We start from the raw sequence: 14,037 nt of genomic DNA on the forward strand, positions 1-14,037 counted from the left end.
CGCTCCGTCGGGCTCCCGATGACTCCATACTCGCTCCGGCGCCCCGGACAAAGCGTCGCTCTACGGTGCGATTCCGACCCTGGGAATCGTCGGGGTCGACCCCTGAGAGGACTCCTCCCGCAGCAGGGCGGTCCCACGCCGCCGCCTGGTCCCCGCGGAGGAGCGCACGGCCCTGCGGCGCATCCGGTTCCGCCACGCGGGTACGACGGCGAGGTGCGCCAGCGCCACCCCGGCCGTGTTCAGGAGCAGCGAGTCCACGTCGACGACCCGCCCGGGCACCCCGGTCTGCAGGAGCTCGATACCGAGGGACACCAGCGCCCCGGCCGCGACGGTCCGGGTCAGCGAGCTCCACGGCGACACGTCCAGCCGTCCGCCGGCGAGCGGCAGCAGCACCCCGAGCGGCGCGAGCAGCAGCAGCCCCTCGCCGATCCGCCGGGCGGCCACCACCGGCCCCAGCGCGAGATCGGCCTTGATACCGGCCAGCGGCTCCAGATTGGATCCCGCCACCCAGGCGACGTCGAGTGGGCGCAGCGTCAGCCAGGCGACGAGCAGCAGATGCGCGAGGAGGAGGACGGACCCCGCCACGCGGTAGTGAATGACGGCGCTGCCGCCCGAACCTTGACGCTGCACGACCCCCAAGACGCGCCGACCGGCGGGATCGGTTCCGTAAGAGGCGGGTGACGCCCCACGCACCGCCCGCCGCACCCCTAAGGGGCCGCGGACGGCGACATGCTCACCATCGGGGCCGCCGATTCCGGGCTCTCCTTCAGGGCGGGCGTGCAGGCGTAGCCGTTCGGGGCGTAGTCGCCCGGACCGCCGAGGACGACCGCTCTGCGCACGGTGACCGCGGTGCTCTCGGCGAGGGTGCAGACGATCTGGGAGAGCGCGGCGGGCGGCAGGTCCTCGGGCTGGCGGCTCAGCCGCAGCGTGCCCGCCGGATCGCCCTTGCGGCCCGGGGAGACGGTCAGCGACCCCTTCACCGACGAGGTGAAACCGGCTTCGCGCTCGGTGTCCGACGGCTCCGCGCGGAGCTCGTCGATCAGCGCCTGGGCGAGCCCGAGCCGCCCCCGGGCGGTCTTGTCGGCCTGCTCCTCGCCCACCGGCGTCGTCCGCTCCACCGCCTCCAGCTGGGAGCCGCACACGAGATAGATCCGCACCGGCACCCCCGAGCGGGACTGGGCGACGATCTCCTTGCCGGAGAGGCTGCACGGCACCCGCGACGGGGCCGCCCCCGCGTCGACCGGTACGGACGTCGTCCTGATGCCGCACCCGGTGGCGACGGCGGCGCACACGGCCGCCCCCGCCAGTACGAGGGCCCCACGCCGGACCCGACGGGCGATCACCGCGCCTCCCCTTCCTCTTCCCCCTGGCTGCTGCGGGTCTGCAGGCCCCGCTCGATCCCGGACGCGTCCTGCGGCAGCCGCAGGACGAACACCGCGCCGTCCCCGTCCGGCGAGTTGGCCGCCGTGATCGAACCGCCGTGGATCAGCGCGTTCTCCATCGCGATGGACAGGCCGAGCCCGGACCCCTCCGAGCGCGGCCGGGACGCGCTCGCCTTGTAGAACCGGTCGAAGACATGCGGCAGTACGTCCTCGGGGATGCCGGGCCCGTGGTCCCGTACCTCGATGACGAGCTCGTCCTCGCCGCCCTCGACGGACTCCGTACGGACGGACACGCGCACCGGCGACCCGCCGTGCTTGAGTGCGTTGCCGATCAGATTGGCGAGGATCACGTCCAGGCGGCGCGGGTCGAGCCGGGCCACGATCCCACGCTCGGCGTCCAGGTCCACCGCGTCCAGCCAGGCACGCGCGTCGATGCAGGCGGTGACCTGGTCGGCGACGTCCACGTCGTCCAGGACGAGCCGGGCCGTGCCCGCGTCGAAGCGGGTGACCTCCATCAGGTTCTCCACCAGGTCCCCGAGCCGCCGGACCTCGCTGACGACCAGCGACACGGCGGGCGCGATCATCGGGTCGAGGCTGTCCTGCTCGTCCTCCAGCACCTCGGTCACAGCGGTCAGCGCGGTCAGCGGGGTGCGCAGCTCGTGCGACATGTCGGCGACGAACCGGCGGCTGGACTCCTCCCGCGCGCTCATGTCCGCGACCTTCTTCTGCAGCGACTCGGCGGCGCTGTTGAACGTACGGGACAGCTCGGCCAGTTCGTCCGTGCCGGAGACCCGCAGCCGGGTCTCGAGCTCGCCCTCGCCGAGCCGCCGGGCCGCCTCGCCCAGCCGGTGCACCGGCCGCAGCACGGTCGTCGCCGCGGCCTGCGCCAGCAGCGCCGAACCGAGCAGCGCGAGACCGGTGGCGATCCCCAGGGACCAGGCGAGCGAGTTGAGGTCCTTCTGCTCCGGCTCCAGCGACTTGAACATGTAGCCGGTCGGGCCGCCGTTGATGATCCGCGTCCCGCCCACCAGGTAGGGCGTCCTGCCGCGCTCGGTGCGCAGCCAGAAGAGGTGGTACTCGTACGCGTTGGCCGCGGTCACCTCCCGCTTGGTCTCCACCGCGTCCTGGAGCGCCTTGGGCACGTCCGCCAGTGTGAAGACGTCCGGGTTCGAGGCCGCGATGATCGGCTTCCCGGCGTCCCGCTCCCCGAGCAGCAGCACGCTGTAGCCCGCGCTGTCGCCCGCCATCTGCTCGGCGGTGCGCCGCAGGTCGTCCTCGGAGGGCCGGGCCGGCAGCGTGGCCGCGCGGTTCTGCATCTCCTGCCGGAAGTCGTTGAGCGCCGAGTTCTGCGTGCGGGTGAGCACGGCCTCCCGGTTGAGCCAGTACGCGATCGCCGACGCGGAGACCGCGGCGGTCAGCGCGACCAGGGCGAAGACCACGACCAGCCGCAGGCGCAGGCTGGTGAAACGGAGGCCCGCGAGTATGCCTTTCTTGGCGGGACCAGCGCTCACGCAGGCACGTCCAGCCGGTATCCCACGCCACGGACCGTACGGATCAGGGTCGGCGAGGACGGCACGTCCTCCACCTTCGCCCGCAGCCGCTGCACACACGCGTCCACCAGACGCGAGTCGCCGAGGTAGTCGTGCTCCCACACCAGCCGCAGCAACTGCTGCCGCGACAGGGCCTGGCCGGGCCGGCGGCTCAGTTCGAGCAGCAGCCGCAGCTCGGTCGGCGTGAGCTGGAGGTCCTCGCCGTTCTTCGTGACCGTCATCGCCGACCGGTCGATGACCAGCGACCCGAACGTCGCGGAGTCCGTGGACTCCCGCTCGCCGCGCCGCAGCACCGCCCTGATCCGCGCGTCGAGGACGCGCCCCTGCACCGGCTTGACGACATAGTCGTCCGCCCCGGACTCCAGGCCCACCACGACGTCGATGTCGTCGTTGCGGGCGGTGAGCAGGATGATCGGCAGCTGGTCGGTGCGCCGGATACGACGGCACACCTCGAAGCCGTCGATGCCGGGCAGCATCACGTCCAGCACGATCAGGTCCGGCCGCTGCTCGCGCAGCAGTTTCAGGCCGTCCTCGCCCGTCGCCGCGGTGGCCACACGGTGGCCCTGGCGGGACAGGGAGAGTTCGAGGGCCGTGCGGATGGCGTCGTCGTCCTCGATCAGCAACAGGAAAGGCACGAGCGCCATTCTGGCCCATGGGGGAGCCGGTTTTCGACTGAGGGAGCGACGTGCTCACGACACCTCCCCCTGTGACAGGTCTGTGACAGTCGACGGACACCGCTATGAACTGCCCGGGGCAAGCTTTTTGGCACAGGGACCGAAGCAGACTCCAACCGACGGGGGGCGCGAGATGAACGCACTGCACAGCACCACCTCAAGCGCAGTTGTCACGCGTCTCCACGACGTCAACCGGAGCACCAAGGAGTCCGGCGCGGTGAACGGGCGGGGGTGCGTTCGCAGCGCCGGGCGTCAGTACAAGGCGCCCTACATGGTCGCGGTGACTGACGGGGGAGCGGCGTACGGGGAGGTCCAGGGGGAGCGTTCGAGCCGGTCGGAGGCGGAGTTCACCGCCTACGTCCAGGAACGGCGCGCCTCCCTGTATGCCACCGCCTACCACCTGACCGGTGACCGTTTCGAGGCCGAGGACCTGCTCCAGAGCGCGCTGTTTTCCACGTACCGCGCCTGGGACCGGATCAGCGACAAGGCCGCGGTGGGGGGCTACCTCCGCCGCACGATGACGAACCTGCACATCAGCGCGTGGCGGCGGCGCAAGCTCAACGAGTACCCGACGGAGGAGCTGCCGGAGACGGCGGGCGACACCGACGCGATGCGTGGCACGGAGCTGCGCGCGGTGCTCTGGCAGGCGCTGGCCCGCCTTCCCGAACTGCAGCGGACGATGCTGGTCCTGCGCTACTACGAGGGTCGTACGGATCCGGAGATCGCGGAGATCCTGGACATCAGTGTCGGCACGGTGAAGTCGAGCATCTGGCGGTCGCTGCGGCGGCTGCGCGAGGACGAGGTGCTCAGCTTCGGCCGTGACGAGGAAGAGTCCTTCGGCGAGCTGGTGGCCTGAGGCGACGGGGGACCGGGCTCACGGGGGAGCCGGGCCCACGGGGGATCCCCACGGGGGAAACACGGGGGAAGAACGACAGCGGGGCTGGACGGGCCGGGGGGACCTGTTCAGCCCCGCTTTCGTGCGTCGTGCGCGGTGCGGCGGCCGGGCTCAGCGGGCCACGGGCGTACGGTGGCGGCCGGCGGCGGCCGCGGCGAGGCGGCCCAGGGCCTCCTCCTTGGCGCAGGCGTGGGCGCCGAGGGCGGTCTGCCGGGCCACGATGGCCCGCTCGGCGCGCATCAGGCGCCAGCCGCGGCGCAGCAGGAACGGGACCGACTTGCGGCCCTCGCGCAGATCCCGCAGCAGCCGGCGGCGGAAGGTCGTGGAGGGGCGGCCGCGCAGGCAGAGCGCGTCGGCGAGGAGCCCCAGCTCCTGGCAGCGCCCGACGATCTCGGCGGCGAAGATGCCCTCGGCCACGAAGAGCGGCGTGCGCGCGATGTCGAGCACCTCCTGCCCGACGCGCGAGCTGGTGGCGATGTCGTACACCGGGATGTTCGTCCGTCCCGTGCGGCACAGTTCGGCTATGGCGGCGACGGCCGCGTCCGCGTCCCAGGACGCGGGGGAGTCCCAGTCGATGTCGCCGCTGCCCTCCACCTGAGGGAGCGTCGGGTCGGCGCCCTCCTTGTAGAAGTCGTCGAGGCGAAGCACCGGCAGGCCGCTGCGGGCGGCGAGCGACGATTTTCCGGAGCCGGAGGGGCCCGCGAGCAGCACGACGCGGGTCGGGGCGATTTGGGAACTCACGGGACACCAGTGTGAACCATTGACCCGTGCAGGGGACCCCTCCGGAGGAAGGTTGGTATCGAGCATCACACCTCAACTACTCTCGGTGTGCGCACGATTACCGAGCGCTCGGCATTTCGACGACAGGATCCTGATGGCTCGTCACGCGTATTTCGACCCCCCGTCCCGCGCTCTGCTGCGGGCCGGCCTCATGGTGACGGCGGCCGGTGTGGTCCTCGGCCTGGGCGCGGCGGGGGCCCAGGCCGAGCCGCAGGCCGCCGGACCGGCGGAGGGGGCGGGCGCCCCGCTGACCAGCGTGGACCCGACCGCGGCCGGCCAGGCCCTGACCGGAACGGTCCAGCACGTGACCCGTCCGCTCACCGACCTCCAGCTCGACCCGCTGACGAGGACCGGGGTGGACCCGCTGGACAACACGCTGAGCACCCAGATCGCCGACTTCCAGCCGCTCGGCACGGCGCTGGCGACCGGCCCTGTCTCCGAGGGTGCGGCGGTCAAGGACCTGCCCGTGGTGGGCGGGGTGACGGGTCTGCTGGGGTAGACCCTCTCGCGCTCGGGCCGGGGCAGTTCAGCCGCAGTCCCCGGCCCGTCCGTCGCTCGGACGCGAGAAGGCCCCGCGGGCAGCGCCCGCGGGGCCTTCTCGCGCCTTCACGCCCGGTCAGTACGCCGAGCCGGACGCGCCCAGCGAGCCCGTCGGGTGCCAGACCGTCTTCGTCTCCAGGAAGGCCGTCAGGCGGTGTGTGCCCGGGGCCTCGGTGAAGTCCACAGGCTGTGGACGAAGCACGCGCTTGAGATTGTCCGCCGCCGCGATCTCCAGCTCCTTGGCGAGGGCCTCGTCCGCCCCCGTCAGGTCGATCGCGTTGACGTCCTGATGCGCCGCCAGCGAGGGGGCGATCTCCGCCGTACGGCCCGACAGCACGTTGACCACACCGCCCGGCAGGTCGGAGGTGGCCAGCACCTCGCCCAGGGACAGCGCGGGCAGCGGGGACTTCTCGCTCGCGACGACGACGACCGTGTTGCCGGTCGCGATCACCGGGGCGATCACCGAGACCAGGCCCAGGAACGACGACTCCTGCGGGGCCAGGACCGTCACCACACCGGTCGGCTCGGGGGTCGACAGGTTGAAGAACGGCCCCGCGACCGGGTTGGCGCCGCCCACGATCTGGCCGATCTTGTCGGTCCAGCCCGCGTACCAGACCCAGCGGTCGATGGCCGCGTCCACGACGGCCGCCGCCTTGGACTTGGACAGGCCCTCGGCGTCCGCCACCTCGCGCACGAACTGCTCGCGGCGGCCCTCCAGCATCTCGGCGATGCGGTAGAGGATCTGGCCGCGGTTGTACGCGGTCGCGCCCGACCAGCCGCCGAAGGCCTTGCGGGCCGCGACGACCGCGTCACGCGCGTCCTTGCGGGACGACAAGGGGGCGTTGGCCAGCCACTTGCCCTTGGAGTCGGTCACCTCGTACACCCGGCCGCTCTCGGATCGCGGGAACTTCCCGCCCACGTACAGCTTGTAGGTCTTGAAGACGCCGAGGCGAGTCACATCAGACATCGAGGTAGGCCTCCAGACCGTGACGGCCGCCCTCGCGGCCGAAGCCCGACTCCTTGTAGCCGCCGAAAGGCGAGGTCGGGTCGAACTTGTTGAACGTGTTGGCCCACACCACACCGGCACGGAGCTTGTTCGCCACCGCGAGGATGCGGGAGCCCTTCTCCGTCCAGATGCCCGCCGACAGGCCGTACTGGCTGTTGTTGGCCTTGGCGACGGCCTCGTCCGGCGTACGGAACGACAGCACGGACAGCACCGGGCCGAAGATCTCGTCACGGGCGATCGTGTGCGCCTGGGTGACGTTGGTGAAGAGCGTCGGGGCGAACCAGTAGCCGGACGTCGGCAGCTCGCACGCCGGGGACCAGCGCTCGGCGCCCTCCGCCTCGCCCTGCTCGGTGAGCGCGGTGATACGGGCCAGTTGCTCGGCCGAGTTGATCGCGCCGATGTCGGTGTTCTTGTCCAGCGGGTCGCCGAGCCGCAGCGTCGACAGGCGCCGCTTCAGCGAGTCGAGCAGCTCCTCCTGGACCGACTCCTGCACCAGCAGGCGCGAGCCCGCACAGCAGACCTGGCCCTGGTTGAAGAAGATGCCGGTGACGATCCCCTCGACCGCCTGGTCGATCGGCGCGTCGTCGAAGACGATGTTCGCGCCCTTGCCGCCCAGCTCCAGGGTGACCTTCTTCGACGTGCCCGCCACCTGGCGCGCGATCGCCTTGCCCACGGCCGTGGAGCCGGTGAAGGCGACCTTGTTCACGTCCGGGTGCTCGACCAGCGCCGCGCCCGTCTCCCCGTACCCGGGGAGGATGTTGACGACGCCCTTCGGCAGACCCGCCTGACGGCAGATGTCCGCGAAGAACAGCGCGGAGAGCGGGGTCGTCTCGGCCGGCTTCAGCACGACCGTGTTACCGGTGGCGAGCGCCGGGGCGATCTTCCACGCCAGCATCAGCAGGGGGAAGTTCCACGGGATGACCTGACCGGCCACGCCCAGCGGACGCGGGTTCGCGCCGTAGCCCGCGTGGTCGAGCTTGTCGGCCCAGCCCGCGTAGTAGAAGAAGTGCGCCGCGACCAGCGGAAGGTCCGCGTCGCGGGTCTCCTTGATCGGCTTGCCGTTGTCCAGGGTCTCCAGGACGGCCAGCTCACGGCTGCGCTCCTGGATGATCCGGGCGATCCGGAAGAGGTACTTGGCGCGCTCCGAGCCGGGCAGCGCCGACCACTTCTCGAACGCCTTACGGGCCGCCTTCACCGCGCGGTCGACGTCCTCGGCGCCCGCCTGGGCGACCTCGGCGAGGACCTCCTCGGTGGACGGCGAGACGGTCTTGAAGACCTTGCCGTCGGCGGCCTCGGTGAACTCGCCGTCGATGAAGAGGCCGTAGCTCGGCGCGATGTCGACGACCGAGCGCGACTCGGGCGCGGGTGCGTACTCAAAAGTCATGATCGATCAGTCCACCGTCACGTAGTCGGGGCCGGAGTAACGGCCGGTCGCCAGCTTCTGACGCTGCATCAGCAGGTCGTTGAGCAGGCTGGAGGCGCCGAAGCGGAACCAGTGGTTGTCCAGCCAGTCCGGGCCCACGGTCTCGTTGACCAGCACCAGGAACTTGATCGCTTCCTTGGTGTTGCGGATGCCGCCCGCCGGCTTCACACCGATCTGGACGCCGGTCTGGGCGCGGAAGTCGCGCACGGCCTCCAGCATCAGGAGCGTGTTGGCGGGGGTGGCGTTGACCGCGACCTTGCCGGTCGAGGTCTTGATGAAGTCGGCGCCGGCCATCATGCCGAGCCAGGAGGCGCGGCGGATGTTGTCGTACGTCGACAGCTCACCGGTCTCGAAGATCACCTTGAGGCGGGCCTTGTCCCCGCACTCGGCCTTGACGGCGGCGATCTGCTCGAAGACCTCCAGGTAGCGGCCGGCGAGGAAGGCGCCACGGTCGATGACCATGTCGATCTCGTCGGCGCCGGCGGCGATGGCGTCCCGGGTGTCCGCGAGCTTCACGGGCAGCGCGGCGCGGCCGGCCGGGAAGGCCGTGGCGACGGAGGCGACCTTGACGTCCGAGCCGTTCAGGGCGGCCTTGGCGGTGGCCACCATGTCCGGGTAGACGCAGACGGCGGCGGTCGTCGGGGTCGTACGGTCGGTCGGATCGGGGTGGACGGCCTTGGCGGCGAGCGCCCGGACCTTGCCCGGGGTGTCCGCGCCTTCGAGCGTCGTCAGGTCGATCATTGAGATGGCCAGATCGATGGCGTAGGCCTTGGCCGTCGTCTTGATCGAGCGGGTGCCGAGAGACGCGGCGCGCGCTTCCAGGCCGACGGCGTCGACGCCGGGCAGCCCGTGGAGGAAGCGGCGCAGCGCACTGTCGGACGCGGTCACGTCGGCGAATGCATGTGCTGCGGTTGCAGTGGTGGGCATGGTCACCAGTCGAGCATATCTACGCGCGTAGCGACCTGTACAGCCCCGTGCTCGTCTGTGCACCCGGGTCCGCAGGTGGGCGGCCGGTCCGGGAGGGGAGATCGGGCAGGTCAGAAGCGGAGTAACGGCCTCCGTGAGCCCTGTCACACGCCTGTGACATCTCACGGACACCGCCCACACACAAGATCCATAACTTTGTTCGTGCAGCCCGCCGAACTCACCGGCCCCACCCGAACGAGAAAGCGGCATGCGGCTCTCCACCACCTTCCACTTCTGAGCTTCATGGAGTCGTCATGCGTTTCGCCCTCCGTACCGCCATCGCCACCGCCGTCGTCGCAGGCGTCGCCCTGACTCCGATGGCCACGACCGCCACCGCGTTCGCCGCCGAGAAGCCGGCGCAGACGGCCGGTGAGACCAAGCCCGGTGAGACCAAGCCCGCCGACGGGCGGAACTTCGTCAAGCAGGTGAACCTGGGCCACGGCCTGTCCGCCAAGGTGTACCTGGTCGACGGTCCGGACTACCTCGCCGAGATCATCGAGGGCGGCGCGGTGATCTTCACCCTGCGCGGTGGCGAGGGCAAGGCGCACAAGGGCCTGTGGGTCACGATCAACAGCGACGGCGACGTCACGGCGAAGCCGCAGCCGGGCGGCTACGAGCTCTTCAAGGAGCAGGACCTCCTGGAGGGCATGCGCGCCAAGGTCTTCAAGGACCGCGGCACCGGCGAGCTGCGCGCCGACATCCACAAGGACCAGCGCAAGCTCTTCTCGCTGAAGGTGGGTCAGATCAAGACCTACAACAACGTCGAGATCCGCCTGCTGGCCGACGCGCGGGTGATCGCCCGTCAGCTGCACGGCGGCATGGGCGCGCTGGTCGGCACGGAGCACATGGCCGACGGCACGGTCCTCAAGGTCTACGAGAACGGCACCGCCGGGTTCCGCGCGGTCGCCTTCGTCAACGGCGCCTCCATCGGCACCGTCGACGCCAACGGCGGCCACGGCGCGGCCGTGTACGGCGGCGAGTACTTCCTGCTCACCCCGGCCGGCAAGACCCACGTCTGGGCCGTCAACAGCGTCGGTGGCAAGGCGGGCATCTACGCCCTGTCCAACGGCAAGGACGTGCGCCTGGCCAAGGACGCGGGCGGCCGCTGGGGCGTCAACGACGGCAAGCGGGCGACGGACGCCGTGGCCAACCCGTTCCTGAAGGGCAACGGCCGGCACCAGGTCCTCGACTTCGGCGGCGGCGCGCTGGTGATCCTGTCCCCCGACGGCAAGAAGTTCGGCAACTACGTCACCACCGCGGCCAAGCAGGCCCCGGCCGTCTACCTGTCCGCCGAGGGCGCGGGCGCCCCGGCCAAGAACACCTCCACCAAGACCACCCAGACCGCGGCCCAGGGCACCACCACGGCCGTCCAGACCTCCGTCGTCCCGCGTGGCGCCGTCGCGGCGGGCGCCGAGCTCACCGACTCCGGCGACAACACGGCCCTCGTGGCCACGGGCGCCGGCGCGGCCTCCCTCGCGGCGGCCGGCCTCGGCTTCCTCGCCCTGCGCCGCCGCGCGACCGCCACGCGCGGCTGACGCATCGGACGTACGGAAGGGGCCGCGCGCCCCTTCCGTAACCCCGGCGGGGCTCCCGTCCCTTCCGTACCCGCGGCGGGACGGTGGGCCCTCCGAACCCCGGTGGGGCTTCCCGACCTTCCGTAACCACGGCAGGGCGGTGGCGCCCCTCCGAACCCCCGGCGGGGCTCCCGCACCCTTCCGTACCCGGCAGGGCGCGGCGCCCTTCCGGACCCCCGGCGGCGGGATCCCCTCCCGCCGTCAACCGGCGGGCTCCCCTCCCGCCGTCAACCGGCGGGCTCCCACCCCGTCGGGCCGCGGTGACGGACTCCCCTCCCCGCCGCGGGCCCCCTCGGCGGGGCACGCGTCCCGGTCGGCCCCAACCGGCCCGGGGCGCGCCCCGCCGCCTGCCCCTTGACCCGAGCAGGAGCACCACCCTCACCCCACCCCCGGCGGGCCGTCGCATCCCTGCGGCGGCCCGCCGCTCGTACAGGAGCCCTCCATGAGGTACCGCCTCGCCGCCGCGTCGCTCATCCTCGCCGCCACGGCCTCCCTCACCGCCTGCGGTTCCGGGACCGCGCCCGCGCCCAGCTCCCCGCCCGCGCACATCGCGGCCACCGCCTCCGCGTCGCCGCCCAAGGCCCGGCCCGCCGCGGCCGCGCCGATGGCCAGGTCGAAGCCGGTACGGGTACGGGTCCCGGCCGCCGGGGTCGACACCGGGCCTGTCCTGGACCTCGGGCTCGCCGCCGACGGGACCGTCGAGGTGCCCTCGGTAGCGGACGCCGACCGCATCGGCTGGTACGACAAGGGCGTCACGCCCGGCGAGACCGGCCCGGCGGTCCTCATCGGCCACTTCGACACGGAGAAGGGCCCCGCCGTCCTCAAGAACGTCTCCAGGATCAAGGTCGGCGACGAGATCACCGTCGGCCGCGCCGACGGCACCACCGCCGTCTTCCGCGTCCGCGAGCTGGAGCAGGTCGACAAGAAGGCCTTCCCGACCCAGAAGGTCTACGGCGACACGACCCGCCCCGAACTGCGGCTCATCACCTGCGGCGGAGACCTGGTCGACGGGCACCGGCCCGACAACATCATCCTGTACGCCGATCTCGTCCCCCCGGGGGCGTGAGGCAGAATCGGCAGCATGACGAGCAGCTCCCAGCCCAGCTCCCAGCCCTCCGAGCCGGCCCACGCCGACCGCGTCTTCCGGTCGCCCTTCGGGATCGCCGGAGGGGTGCTGCTGCTCGCCCTCGGTGCCTGGATCGGCGGCGACGCCCTCCTCCGCGGCGACGGCCGTACGCCCTGGCACGCACTCGCGGTCCTGCTGATCGTCGTGCCGCTGATCGTCGCGTTCACGCTCCGGCCGGCGGTCTACGCCAACGACGACCGGCTGCGGATCCGCAACCCCTTCCGGAACATCCTGCTGCCCTGGGCCGCCGTCGCCGACGTCCGCGCCGGATACTCCAGCGAGGTCCTCACCCGGGACGGCAAGAAGTACCAGCTCTGGTCGATCCCGGTCTCCCTGCGCCAGCGCAAGCGGGCCGCCCGTAAGCAGACCCAGCGCGCCCAGGACGACCCGCACGGCCGTACGTCCGTCCACGTCGACGTCACCGACGCGGCCTCCCGGATGGCGCCGGCCGACCGGGCCGTCGCCGACCTGCGCGAACTCGCCGAGCGCAGCGCCTCGCGGCCCGAGGCGCAGGGCGAGGCGCAGATCCGCTGGGCGTACGAGGTCATCGGCCCGGCGGTCGCCGGCGTGGTGGTGCTGGTCGTCCTCCTCGCCACGGGCTGACCGGGCCGCCCGACCTGGTCGCGCGGGAGCGCGCTCACGGCGGCCCCGGCCACACCATCAGCATGTAGCCGCCCAGCCACGCCGAGGTCACCGCCGCCACGCCCAGGACCAGCGCCGCCACGTGCGGCCGGGCGCGGGCGACGGCGACGGCGAGGGGGAGCAGCAGCGGGAAGCCGGGGAGCAGGAAGCGGGCGCGGGGGAAGTAGACGCCGCCGCTGCCGACGACGACCAGCAGCAGCACCCCGCCGAACACCAGCAGCGCGGCGGGCTGGCGGTCCGCCAGGCACAGTACGTACAGGCACAGGGATCCCAGCAGCACCAGCGAGACCATGGCGAGGAAGAGCTGTGGATCGCGGCCGTAGACGAGGTGGTCGCGGAGTTCGCGCAGGGTGCGGGTGCCGCCGTCCCACTCGTTGCGCCAGAGCTTCTGGACGGCGAAGTAGCCGTCCCAGCGGCCGACGCGCAGGGCGACCCAGCCGATGTAGCCGAACCATCCGACCGGGGCGAGCAGCGCGGCGAGGAGCGGGGCGCGGCCGCCGCCGCGGGCCGCCGCCAGCAGCCCGGCGACGGTCACCGCCGCGGCCACGGCGATCCCGGTGGGCCGGGTCAGCCCCGCGGCGACCGCGAGGGCGCCGGCGGCGTGCCAGCGGCCGTCCAGGGCCGCGTAGAGCGCCCACGCGGTGAGGGCGGTGAACAGCGACTCGGTGTAGCCCATCCACTGGACCAGGGCGACCGGCTGGGCGCCCCACAGGACGGCGAGGACCGTCCCCGTACGGCGGCCGTGCAGCCGGTCGCCGACGGCGAAGATCCCCCAGGCGGCGGCCAGCGAGCAGACGACCGCGATGACCAGGCCGACGGAGGCCCGCGAGCCGGGGGTGACGGCGGCGACGGCCTTGATCAGGGCGGGGTAGAGCGGGAAGAAGGCGAGGTTGTTGTCGTCGAGGAGGGTGCCGAGGTGGGCCTGGTAGCCGCGGTCGGCGATCTCCAGGTACCAGCGGGAGTCCCACGAGGTGGCCAGCGCGGGCCAGACGCCGTGGCCCTTGAGATGCGTCCAGCGGGCGAGCACGAGCAGCCCCAGGGCCCGTACGGCGAGATACCCCAGCAGCGCGGGCGCGGCGTGCCGCAGCGCCCCCCGCACCGCCCGGACCGGCGTGCCACCGCCCCCGCCGTCGCCCGGGGGCACGGGCCTGCGGGAGGCCGGGACGGTGGGGCGGAGCGTGATGACCGGCGTCACGGAGGCGGCTCCAGGGACTCGGCGTCGAAGGGCGGGAGTCACCCTGACGCGCCCCCCTGGACGCCGCACGAAGCGTTGCGGCACCTGCCGTAGCGATTCCACCCACACGGGCGTCCCCCACTCACCCGAACGCGCGCGAGCGCTGTCGCGTACGGGCCCGCCGCGCGGCCTGACGGGCCGGGCGCCGGGACGGGCCGTCGGCCCGGCGCCGGAGCTTCCCCGCCGGGGGCCGCCCAGGGCGCCACGAGCGGCGCTCCGGGGGCCGCTTCCGCCGTCCCACGCGC

The 14,037-nt window shown here is 72.5% G+C and carries 14 protein-coding genes; 5 read left to right on the forward strand and 9 right to left on the reverse strand.

Annotated elements, in window-relative coordinates; all coding sequences use genetic code 11:
- Positions 1–60 precede the first annotated feature (60 nt).
- From ACZ7LT_RS19810 to afsQ1, 4 genes are all read right to left on the reverse strand, one after another.
- A complete protein-coding gene (locus tag ACZ7LT_RS19810; protein ID WP_471237327.1) occupies positions 61–630 on the reverse strand; it encodes a VanZ family protein in 570 nt (189 codons plus the stop codon).
- Positions 631–707: 77 nt separating this feature from the next.
- Positions 708–1,343 carry a hypothetical protein gene (locus tag ACZ7LT_RS19815; protein WP_471237328.1) on the reverse strand — a complete coding sequence of 212 codons (636 nt, stop codon included), beginning with the start codon at positions 1,341–1,343 and terminating at the stop codon, positions 708–710.
- Entirely contained in the window at positions 1,340–2,893 is a 1,554-nt protein-coding gene (locus ACZ7LT_RS19820; RefSeq protein ID WP_471237329.1) for an ATP-binding protein, read from the reverse strand. Before ACZ7LT_RS19820 ends, ACZ7LT_RS19815 begins: the two co-directional genes overlap by 4 nt.
- Positions 2,890–3,567, reverse strand: a complete 678-nt coding sequence (afsQ1, locus tag ACZ7LT_RS19825) for a two-component system response regulator AfsQ1 (protein WP_189204646.1) — start codon at positions 3,565–3,567, stop codon at positions 2,890–2,892. Before afsQ1 ends, ACZ7LT_RS19820 begins: the two co-directional genes overlap by 4 nt.
- Positions 3,568–3,739: 172 nt before the next feature.
- Here afsQ1 and ACZ7LT_RS19830 point away from each other — a divergent pair, with 172 nt between their 5' ends.
- Positions 3,740–4,462 carry a SigE family RNA polymerase sigma factor gene (locus ACZ7LT_RS19830; protein ID WP_471237330.1) on the forward strand — a complete coding sequence of 241 codons (723 nt, stop codon included), beginning with the start codon at positions 3,740–3,742 and terminating at the stop codon, positions 4,460–4,462.
- A 150-nt stretch (positions 4,463–4,612) separates the two neighbouring features.
- Here ACZ7LT_RS19830 and ACZ7LT_RS19835 read toward each other — a convergent pair whose 3' ends face one another.
- The gene (locus ACZ7LT_RS19835; protein ID WP_471237331.1) at positions 4,613–5,308 is read right to left on the reverse strand and encodes an ATP-binding protein; all 696 of its coding nucleotides are present in this window, start codon (positions 5,306–5,308) and stop codon (positions 4,613–4,615) included.
- Between the two features lie 67 nt (positions 5,309–5,375).
- Between ACZ7LT_RS19835 and ACZ7LT_RS19840 the strand changes: the two genes are divergently transcribed.
- On the forward strand, positions 5,376–5,780 hold the full coding sequence (locus ACZ7LT_RS19840; protein ID WP_471237332.1) for a hypothetical protein: 405 nt from the start codon (positions 5,376–5,378) through the stop codon (positions 5,778–5,780).
- 117 nt (positions 5,781–5,897) lie between these two features.
- Here ACZ7LT_RS19840 and ACZ7LT_RS19845 read toward each other — a convergent pair whose 3' ends face one another.
- The 3 genes from ACZ7LT_RS19845 to deoC are packed head-to-tail and all read right to left on the reverse strand — an operon-like array spanning position 5,898 to position 9,177.
- Positions 5,898–6,788, reverse strand: a complete 891-nt coding sequence (locus ACZ7LT_RS19845) for an aldehyde dehydrogenase family protein (protein ID WP_471237333.1) — start codon at positions 6,786–6,788, stop codon at positions 5,898–5,900.
- The gene (locus ACZ7LT_RS19850) at positions 6,781–8,211 is read right to left on the reverse strand and encodes an aldehyde dehydrogenase family protein (protein ID WP_471237334.1); all 1,431 of its coding nucleotides are present in this window, start codon (positions 8,209–8,211) and stop codon (positions 6,781–6,783) included. The genes ACZ7LT_RS19845 and ACZ7LT_RS19850 overlap by 8 nt, the downstream gene beginning before the upstream one ends.
- A gap of 6 nt (positions 8,212–8,217) precedes the next feature.
- Positions 8,218–9,177, reverse strand: a complete 960-nt coding sequence (gene deoC / locus ACZ7LT_RS19855; protein ID WP_471237335.1) for a deoxyribose-phosphate aldolase — start codon at positions 9,175–9,177, stop codon at positions 8,218–8,220.
- A gap of 293 nt (positions 9,178–9,470) precedes the next feature.
- On the opposite strand from deoC, the gene ACZ7LT_RS19860 reads away from it, so the two are divergent.
- The 3 genes from ACZ7LT_RS19860 to ACZ7LT_RS19870 all read left to right on the forward strand — a co-directional run bounded on the left by ACZ7LT_RS19860 (position 9,471) and on the right by ACZ7LT_RS19870 (position 12,519).
- A complete protein-coding gene (locus tag ACZ7LT_RS19860) occupies positions 9,471–10,751 on the forward strand; it encodes a hypothetical protein (RefSeq protein WP_471237336.1) in 1,281 nt (426 codons plus the stop codon).
- A 481-nt stretch (positions 10,752–11,232) separates the two neighbouring features.
- Complete coding sequence (locus ACZ7LT_RS19865; RefSeq protein ID WP_471237337.1) at positions 11,233–11,856, forward strand: class F sortase; 624 nt, start codon at positions 11,233–11,235, stop codon at positions 11,854–11,856.
- 15 nt (positions 11,857–11,871) lie between these two features.
- Complete coding sequence (locus tag ACZ7LT_RS19870; protein WP_471237338.1) at positions 11,872–12,519, forward strand: PH domain-containing protein; 648 nt, start codon at positions 11,872–11,874, stop codon at positions 12,517–12,519.
- Positions 12,520–12,553: 34 nt separating this feature from the next.
- Here ACZ7LT_RS19870 and ACZ7LT_RS19875 read toward each other — a convergent pair whose 3' ends face one another.
- The gene (locus ACZ7LT_RS19875) at positions 12,554–13,753 is read right to left on the reverse strand and encodes a hypothetical protein (RefSeq protein ID WP_471237339.1); all 1,200 of its coding nucleotides are present in this window, start codon (positions 13,751–13,753) and stop codon (positions 12,554–12,556) included.
- Positions 13,754–14,037: the final 284 nt, after the last annotated feature.

The organism is Streptomyces sp. NPDC039465 (assembly GCF_055639315.1).

Excerpts from the sequence above, each read along its gene's own strand:
- ACZ7LT_RS19830 (WP_471237330.1), top strand. The coding sequence starts at position 3,740 with ATGAACGCACTGCACAGCACCACCTCAAGCGCAGTTGTCACGCGTCTC.
- ACZ7LT_RS19835 (WP_471237331.1), bottom strand. The coding sequence starts at position 5,308 with ATGCTCGATACCAACCTTCCTCCGGAGGGGTCCCCTGCACGGGTCAAT.
- ACZ7LT_RS19840 (WP_471237332.1), top strand. The coding sequence starts at position 5,376 with ATGGCTCGTCACGCGTATTTCGACCCCCCGTCCCGCGCTCTGCTGCGG.
- ACZ7LT_RS19845 (WP_471237333.1), bottom strand. The coding sequence starts at position 6,788 with ATGTCTGATGTGACTCGCCTCGGCGTCTTCAAGACCTACAAGCTGTAC.
- ACZ7LT_RS19850 (WP_471237334.1), bottom strand. The coding sequence starts at position 8,211 with ATGACTTTTGAGTACGCACCCGCGCCCGAGTCGCGCTCGGTCGTCGAC.
- deoC (WP_471237335.1), bottom strand. The coding sequence starts at position 9,177 with ATGCCCACCACTGCAACCGCAGCACATGCATTCGCCGACGTGACCGCG.
- ACZ7LT_RS19860 (WP_471237336.1), top strand. The coding sequence starts at position 9,471 with ATGCGTTTCGCCCTCCGTACCGCCATCGCCACCGCCGTCGTCGCAGGC.
- ACZ7LT_RS19865 (WP_471237337.1), top strand. The coding sequence starts at position 11,233 with ATGAGGTACCGCCTCGCCGCCGCGTCGCTCATCCTCGCCGCCACGGCC.
- ACZ7LT_RS19870 (WP_471237338.1), top strand. The coding sequence starts at position 11,872 with ATGACGAGCAGCTCCCAGCCCAGCTCCCAGCCCTCCGAGCCGGCCCAC.